Source organism: Streptomyces sp. NPDC041796 (assembly GCF_055590785.1).
The window spans coordinates 40951-48419 of sequence record NZ_JBVJAH010000015.1; the positions used below are offsets into that span (position 1 = coordinate 40951).

A 7469-nucleotide genomic window follows, 5' to 3' on the forward strand; every position below is an offset into this window, starting at 1 on the left:
GACAGGAGGGCCGTACGCACAGGCGCGCGCGTGTCCTCCGCTTGCCGTGCCCGCACACCGGAAGGACTGCCGACGTGAGCCAGTACGTGTCCCGGTTCGCCGGCAGTCTGGCGACGCCGCACCGGCTCGGCCCGCCGCACCGCCTCCGGCTGCCCGGCCGGTCGCGGGTACCGCGCCGGGTCGCCATGCTCAGCGTCCACACCTCCCCGCTGCACCAGCCGGGCACGGGCGACGCGGGCGGTATGAACGTCTACATCGTCGAGCTGGCCAAGCGCCTCGCCGCGATCAACATCGAAGTCGAGATCTTCACCCGGGCCACCGCCGGCGGCCTGCCCCCGGCCGTGGAGCTGGCGCCGGGCGTCCTGGTCCGGCACGTCGACGCGGGCCCGTACGAGGGGCTCGCCAAGGAAGAGCTGCCCGCCCAGCTCTGCGCCTTCACGCACGGCGTCATGCGGGCCTGGGCGGGACACCGGCCCGGCCACTACGACCTCGTCCACTCCCACTACTGGCTCTCCGGCCACGTCGGCTGGCTCGCCGCCGAGCGGTGGGGCGTCCCGCTCGTGCACGCGATGCACACCATGGCCAAGGTCAAGAACGCGGCGCTCGCGGAGGGCGACACACCCGAACCGGCGGCGCGGGTCATCGGCGAGACCCAGATCGTGCGGGCGGCCGACCGCCTGATCGCCAACACCGCCGGGGAGGCGGACGAGCTCGTCCGCTTCTACGAGGCCGAACCGTCGAAGGTCGCGGTCGTGCACCCGGGCGTGAACCTCGACCGGTTCCGCCCGGCGGACGGGCGGGCCGCCGCCCGCGCCCGGCTCGGACTGCCGGCCGACGCGTTCATCCCCGTCTTCGCGGGCCGCATCCAGCCCCTGAAGGCCCCCGACATCCTGTTGCGGGCGGCGGCCCTACTGCTCGACGAGGACCCCTCGCTGCGGTCCCGGATGCTCGTCCCGGTCGTCGGCGGGCCCAGCGGAAGCGGCCTCGCCAAGCCCGAGGGCCTGCAGAAGCTCGCCGCCCGGCTGGGCATCGCCGACGTCGTGCGCTTCCACCCGCCCGTCGGCCAGGAGCGGCTCGCCGACTGGTTCCGGGCGGCGTCCGTCCTCGTCATGCCCTCGTACAGCGAGTCCTTCGGGCTCGTCGCCATCGAGGCGCAGGCGGCCGGCACACCGGTCGTGGCCGCGTCGGTGGGCGGGCTCCCGGTGGCGGTCCGCGACGGCTCGACCGGCTTCCTGGTGCGGGGCCACAACCCCGCCGACTACGCGGCCGCACTGCGCCGCTTCGTCGTCGAGCCGTCGCTGACGGCCCGCCTGGGCGAGGCGGCGGCGCGGCACGCGGGGTCGTTCGGCTGGGACACGGCCGCCTCGGGGACGGCGGACGTGTACACCGCCGCCATGCACGAACACCGCCGTGGCGTACGCTCGCGTCATGGCTGACGCCCGGAAGATCATCGAGTCCGCGCTGACCGACGCCGAGTTGTCCTGGGAGTCCCCGGCACCCGGCTCGTACGTCGTCACCCTTCCCGGTACGCGCAAGCTGTCCACCACGCTCTCGCTGCGCCTGGGCCGCCACTCGCTGTCGCTGAACGCGTTCGTGATCCGGCACCCCGACGAGAACGAGGCGCGCGTCCACCGCTGGCTGCTGGAGCGGAACCTGCGGCTGTACGGGGTGGCGTACGCGGTCGACGGCCTCGGTGACATCTACCTGACCGGCAAGCTGCCGCTGTCCGCTGTCACCCCCGAGGAACTGGACCGGGTGCTCGGTTCGGTCCTGGAGGCGGCGGACGGGGCGTTCAACACGCTGCTGGAGCTGGGCTTCGCGACGGCGATCCGCAAGGAGTACGCGTGGCGGGTCTCGCGCGGCGAGTCCACGCGCAACCTGGACGCGTTCAGCCACCTGACCCGTCCGGCCACGTAACCCCGCGTCCGGCCGAGCCCCTCCCGAGCCGCCCGGCCCCCCTGCCCGCCCGGCTCCCCTGCCGCCCGGCCCTCAGGCCGCGGCGACCGTCTCCCCGGCGGGCGTCTTGGTGACCACGACCTCCGACACCGGGGCGTCCTCCTCCGGCAGGCGCCGCATCAGCAGCCAGTACCCGAGCGCGGACACCGTGCCCACCAGGGCGCACATGCCCCACAGCCACTCCGGGCCGAACCGGTCGATCATCCAGCCGGACATCAGAGGGGCGATCAGCCCGGCGACGGACCACGACATGGTGTAGACGCCCTGGTAGCGACCGCGTCCGTGCACCGGGGAGAGCCGTACGACCAGGCCCGTCTGCGTCGGGGCGTTGATCATCTCACCGAGCGTCCAGACGCAGACGGTCAGCGCGTAGACGCCGACCGATCCGGCGAAGGCGGTGGCGCCGAAGCCGTACCCGGCGAGCAGCGAGGAGACGATCAGCAGGGAACGCGGGTCACGGTGCTCGATGTACCGGGTGAGCGGGATCTGCAGGGCCACGATCAGCACACCGTTCACGGCGATGGCCGCGCCGAAGTCCGCGCTGGTGAAGCCGTCGGCGCCCATGGCGACCGGCAGGCCCACGTACCCCTGCTGGAAGATCAGCGAGATCAGGAAGGACAACCCGACCACACCCATGAACTTCCCGTCCCGCAGGACCGTCCCCAGGCCGACGTCCGGCTCCACGGCCTTGCCACCCTCCGTGGGGGCGGTCTGCTCCGGCCGCGACTCCGGGATCCTCACGAAGATCAGCACGGCGCAGACCAGCGTCATCGCGGCCTCACCGAGGAAACCGGCCAGGTAGCTGTACTCGGCGATGAAGCCCGCGCCGGCGGAGGAGATCGCGAAGCCCATGTTGATCGCCCAGTAGTTGAGCGAGAAGGCCCGCACCCGGTCCTCGGGCGGGACGATGTCGGCCATCATCGCCTGCACGGCGGGCCGTGAGGCGTTGGACGCGGCGCCGACGACGAAGGCGACGGCGGCGATGGCGAGCGGATGCTCCATGAACCCCAGGACGGCGACGGACACGGCCGTCGACAGCTGGGCGATCAGCATCGTGGGCCGCCGGCCCAGCCGGTCGGTCATCACACCGGCGCCCAGCGACGAGATCACGCCGCCGAGGCCGTGCAGGGCGGCCACGAGCCCCGCGTACGTCGCCGAGTAGCCGCGGTCCAGGGTCAGGTAGAGCGCCATGAACGTGGCGACGAACGCCCCCAGCCGGTTGACCAGGGTGCTCACCCACAGCCACCAGAACGCCCGGGGCAGGCCCGACACGCTCTCCCTCGCGGCACGTCCGACCGTCGCTATCGACATGAACCCATCCCCCGTAAGTGGCTGAACCAGCAGCGGCAACTTACGAGCCCCGGGCTGTCAGTGGCCAGTCAATTGACGCGAGCCGTCAACCGTCACGGCGTCCATTAATCTCGTACGCATGGCCGACGCACCGTACAAGCTGATCCTCCTCCGCCACGGCGAGAGCGAATGGAACGCGAAGAACCTGTTCACCGGCTGGGTGGACGTCAACCTCACCGAGAAGGGCGAGAAGGAGGCTGTCCGCGGCGGTGAGCTGCTCAAGGACGCCGGTCTGCTCCCCGACGTGCTGCACACCTCCCTCCAGAAGCGCGCCATCCGCACCGCGCAGCTCGCCCTGGAGGCCGCCGACCGCCACTGGATCCCGGTCCACCGCTCCTGGCGCCTGAACGAGCGGCACTACGGCGCGCTCCAGGGCAAGGACAAGGCGCAGACGCTCGCCGAGTTCGGCGAGGAGCAGTTCATGCTGTGGCGCCGCTCCTACGACACCCCGCCGCCGGTCCTCGCCGACGACGACGAGTTCTCGCAGGCGGGCGACGCGCGCTACGCCACGATCCCGCCGGAGCTGCGCCCCCGCACCGAGTGCCTCAAGGACGTCGTCGTCCGCATGCTGCCGTACTGGTACGACGGCATCGTCCCCGACCTCCTGGCCGGCCGCACCGTCCTCGTCGCCGCCCACGGCAACAGCCTCCGCGCCCTGGTCAAGCACCTGGACGGCATCTCCGACGCCGACATCGCGGGCCTGAACATCCCCACGGGCATCCCGCTGGTCTACGAACTGGACGCCGACTTCAAGCCGCTCAAGCCGGGCGGCACCTACCTCGACCCCGACGCCGCCAAGGCGGCCATCGAGGCGGTCAAGAACCAGGGCAAGAAGTAAGCACACCCCGCACGCCGAAGGGCCCCGTCCAGGACATGGACGGGGCCCTTGGTGAAACGCCCGACGGATCAGCCGCAGCAGCCGCCGCACTGGCACGGGGCGCCCGACTGGCAGCCGCAGCCGCAGCCGGAGCCACAGCCGCACGCACCCAGCACGGGCAGACGGAGCACTTCGACGGGTACTTCCAGCTCGCGGTCGGTCATGGGCGTATCTGCCATGGGTCCCTCCTCGAAGGCGCACGTTCCAAGGCGTACGTCGCCTCTTCCCATTGCATGCCCGCCCGGCAGGGCGCATCAACGGCGCACAGACGTGCGACGCCCTCTCCCGGCGTCCCGGGGCGGGCGCCCGACGCGCCGCCGCTACGCGCCCTCGACCGGCGCCTCCGCCTGCTGGAGCTCGTCCGCGTGCTCGCCCGTCACCAGGTAGACGACGCGCTTGGCGACCGAGACCGCGTGGTCGGCGAAGCGCTCGTAGTAGCGGCCCAGCAGGGTGACGTCGACCGCCGTCTCGATGCCGTGCTTCCAGCGGTCGTCCATCAGGTGCTGGAACAGCGTCCGGTGCAGACGGTCCATCTCGTCGTCGTCGTGCTCGAGCTGGAGCGCGAGGTCGACGTCCTTGGTGATGATGACCTCCGCCGCCTTCGCCATCAGGCGCTGCGCCAGCTGCCCCATCTCCAGGATCGTGGCGTGCAGGTCCCGCGGCACCGCCGGGTCCGGGAACCGCAGCCGCGCCAGCTTGGCGACGTGCTGGGCCAGGTCGCCGGAGCGCTCCAGGTCCGCGCTCATCCGCAGCGAGGTCACCACGATCCGCAGATCCGTCGCGACGGGCTGCTGGCGGGCCAGCAGGGCTATCGCCCGGGCCTCCAGTTCGTGCTGAAGGTCGTCGACCTTCTGGTCGGCCGCGATCACGGCCTCCGCCAGCTTCAGATCCGCGTCGAGCATCGCCGTCGTGGCGCGACCGACCGCCGACCCGACCAGCCGGGCCATTTCGACCAGGCCCTCGCCGATCGAGTCCAGTTCCTCGTGGTACGCGTCCCGCATGGATGTCCCTCTCTCAGTGCGACCATCAGGGGTCCGGGTGGGCTCGGACCCCCACGGTCCCACGGTCCGAGTCCAAAAAGTCCGGGGCCTCCCTCTCAAGTGAACCGTCACTTTCCCCTCGGTGAACTCTGGGCGACGACTGTTCGAGCGCGCCCCCCGATGGCTGGGAGAGTGTCCGCGGCCACGCATAACCTGGACGCATGGACGTGAACGCGGCGGTCGCCGCAGTGGCCGCGATCGCCGGAGCGTGCACCGGCGTGATCGCCATGCTGGCGTTCCGCTGGAGCGAGCGCGACCAGGCGAGACCCACCCGGACCTCCCTGCACACGGACGCGGTACTGCCGCCCGGTGTGGACACGGTCCTGTCCGTGCTGCGCTCCTCCGCCGTCGTGCTCGACGAGAGCGACTCCGTCGTCAAGGCCAGCTCCGCGGCGTACGCCCTCGGGCTCGTCCGCGGCGGCAAGCTCGCCGTCGAACCCATGCTCCACATGGCCCGCGACACCCGCCGCGACGGTGAGATACGACAGGTCGAGCTGGACCTGCCCCGGCGCGGCACCGGCCGCGGCGAGGCCCTCGCCGTCTCCGCCCGCGTCGCCCCCCTCGGCTCCCGCCTCGTCCTGCTCCTGGTCGAGGACCTCACCGAGGCCCGCCGCATCGAAGCCGTACGCCGCGACTTCGTCGCCAACGTCAGCCACGAGCTCAAGACCCCCGTCGGCGCCCTGTCCCTGCTCTCCGAGGCTGTCATGGACGCCTCCGACGACCCCGAGGCCGTCATGCGCTTCGCCGGCCGCATGCAGATAGAGGCCACCCGGCTCACCAACCTCGTCCAGGAGCTCATCGACCTCTCCCGGGTGCAGAACGACGACCCGCTGGAGGACGCCGAGCCCGTCCGGGTCGACGAACTGGTCGCCGAGGCCATCGACCGCTCCCGGCAGCCCGCCTCCACCAAGCAGATCACCATGGCCGCAGGCGGCACCGCGGACCTGCACGTCTGGGGACACCGCGGCCAGCTCGCCGCCGCCCTCGGCAACCTCGTCGAGAACGCCGTGAACTACTCCCCGGCCCACACCCGCGTCGGCATCGCCGCCCGCCGCGTCACCGCGCCCGGCGGCGACCTCATCGAGATAGCGGTCACCGACCAGGGCATAGGCATCCCCGACAAGGACAAGGAGCGCATCTTCGAGCGCTTCTACCGCGTCGACCCCGCCCGCTCCCGCGCCACGGGCGGCACGGGACTGGGCCTCGCCATCGTCAAGCACGTGGCCGCCTCCCACGGCGGGGAGGTCACCGTCTGGAGCACCGAAGGCCAGGGCTCCACCTTCACGCTCCGCCTCCCCGAGGCCGGCGCCGGACGGGACCGCGCTTCCCGGTCCCACCACGACCACCCCCAGCACCACCACTCCGAGACCACCACCGAACCGCTCACAGCCCCGGAGGTCCTTCCGTGACCCGAGTGCTCGTCGTCGAGGATGAGGAATCCTTCAGCGACGCCCTGTCCTACATGCTCCGCAAGGAAGGCTTCGAGGTCGCCGTCGCGACCACCGGGCCCGAGGGGCTGGATGAGTTCGAGCGCAACGGCGCCGACCTCGTCCTGCTCGACCTCATGCTGCCCGGCCTGCCCGGCACCGAGGTCTGCCGCCAGCTCCGCGGCCGGTCGAACGTCCCGGTCATCATGGTGACCGCCAAGGACAGCGAGATCGACAAGGTCGTGGGCCTGGAGATAGGAGCCGACGACTACGTCACGAAGCCCTTCTCGTCCCGCGAGCTGGTCGCCCGCATCCGCGCCGTGCTGCGCCGCCGCGGCGAGCCGGAGGAGGTCGCCCCGGCGGCCCTGGAGGCCGGGCCGGTCCGGATGGACGTGGACCGTCACGTCGTCACGGTCGCGGGCGGCAAGGTCGACCTGCCGCTGAAGGAGTTCGACCTGCTGGAGATGCTGCTGCGCAACGCGGGCCGGGTGCTGACCCGGATGCAGCTGATCGACCGGGTGTGGGGCGCGGACTACGTCGGCGACACCAAGACCCTCGACGTCCACGTCAAGCGCCTGCGCGCCAAGATCGAACCCGACCCGGGGGCCCCGCGCTACCTGGTCACCGTCCGGGGCCTGGGCTACAAGTTCGAACCGTAGGCCGCAGCCCGGACGCGGAGCCCGTGCCCGCCGGCTCGTGGGCGTACGTACGGGAAGGGGGGGCCCCCCGACCGGTGGGGGGGCCCCTCCCCCCCCTGGACCCTGTCCGAAGCATCCACGGGGAGGGGTCCATCTATGTACGGCGGCTTGGTACGCGGGA

At 71.8% G+C, this 7469-nt stretch carries 8 protein-coding genes; 5 read left to right on the plus strand and 3 right to left on the minus strand.

Features of this window, described 5'->3' with window-relative positions:
• Nucleotides 1-74 precede the first annotated feature (74 nt).
• Nucleotides 75-1436 carry a D-inositol-3-phosphate glycosyltransferase gene (gene mshA / locus ACZ6C1_RS27400; protein WP_469244180.1) on the plus strand — a complete coding sequence of 454 codons (1362 nt, stop codon included), beginning with the start codon at nucleotides 75-77 and terminating at the stop codon, nucleotides 1434-1436.
• Nucleotides 1429-1917: a type III secretion system chaperone family protein gene (locus ACZ6C1_RS27405; protein ID WP_469244183.1), complete on the plus strand. Its 489-nt coding sequence runs from the start codon at nucleotides 1429-1431 to the stop codon at nucleotides 1915-1917. Before mshA ends, ACZ6C1_RS27405 begins: the two co-directional genes overlap by 8 nt.
• 72 nt (nucleotides 1918-1989) lie before the next feature.
• Here the strand turns inward: ACZ6C1_RS27405 and ACZ6C1_RS27410 are convergent, their stop codons facing one another.
• Nucleotides 1990-3267: an MDR family MFS transporter gene (locus ACZ6C1_RS27410; RefSeq protein ID WP_469244185.1), complete on the minus strand. Its 1278-nt coding sequence runs from the start codon at nucleotides 3265-3267 to the stop codon at nucleotides 1990-1992.
• Between the two features lie 118 nt (nucleotides 3268-3385).
• Here ACZ6C1_RS27410 and ACZ6C1_RS27415 point away from each other — a divergent pair, with 118 nt between their 5' ends.
• Nucleotides 3386-4144: a phosphoglyceromutase gene (locus tag ACZ6C1_RS27415; protein ID WP_469244187.1), complete on the plus strand. Its 759-nt coding sequence runs from the start codon at nucleotides 3386-3388 to the stop codon at nucleotides 4142-4144.
• A gap of 68 nt (nucleotides 4145-4212) precedes the next feature.
• Here the strand turns inward: ACZ6C1_RS27415 and ACZ6C1_RS27420 are convergent, their stop codons facing one another.
• Together ACZ6C1_RS27420 and phoU are read right to left on the minus strand one after the other, a co-directional pair.
• Nucleotides 4213-4362: a hypothetical protein gene (locus ACZ6C1_RS27420; RefSeq protein ID WP_469244189.1), complete on the minus strand. Its 150-nt coding sequence runs from the start codon at nucleotides 4360-4362 to the stop codon at nucleotides 4213-4215.
• Between the two features lie 141 nt (nucleotides 4363-4503).
• Complete coding sequence (phoU, locus tag ACZ6C1_RS27425; RefSeq protein ID WP_469244191.1) at nucleotides 4504-5184, minus strand: phosphate signaling complex protein PhoU; 681 nt, start codon at nucleotides 5182-5184, stop codon at nucleotides 4504-4506.
• Nucleotides 5185-5384: 200 nt separating this feature from the next.
• Between phoU and phoR the strand changes: the two genes are divergently transcribed.
• Together phoR and phoP are read left to right on the plus strand one after the other, a co-directional pair.
• On the plus strand, nucleotides 5385-6632 hold the full coding sequence (gene phoR, locus ACZ6C1_RS27430) for a two-component system sensor histidine kinase PhoR (protein WP_469244193.1): 1248 nt from the start codon (nucleotides 5385-5387) through the stop codon (nucleotides 6630-6632).
• Nucleotides 6629-7309 carry a two-component system response regulator PhoP gene (gene phoP, locus ACZ6C1_RS27435; RefSeq protein WP_064067557.1) on the plus strand — a complete coding sequence of 227 codons (681 nt, stop codon included), beginning with the start codon at nucleotides 6629-6631 and terminating at the stop codon, nucleotides 7307-7309. The genes phoR and phoP overlap by 4 nt, the downstream gene beginning before the upstream one ends.
• The last annotated feature ends 160 nt before the right edge of the window (nucleotides 7310-7469 follow it).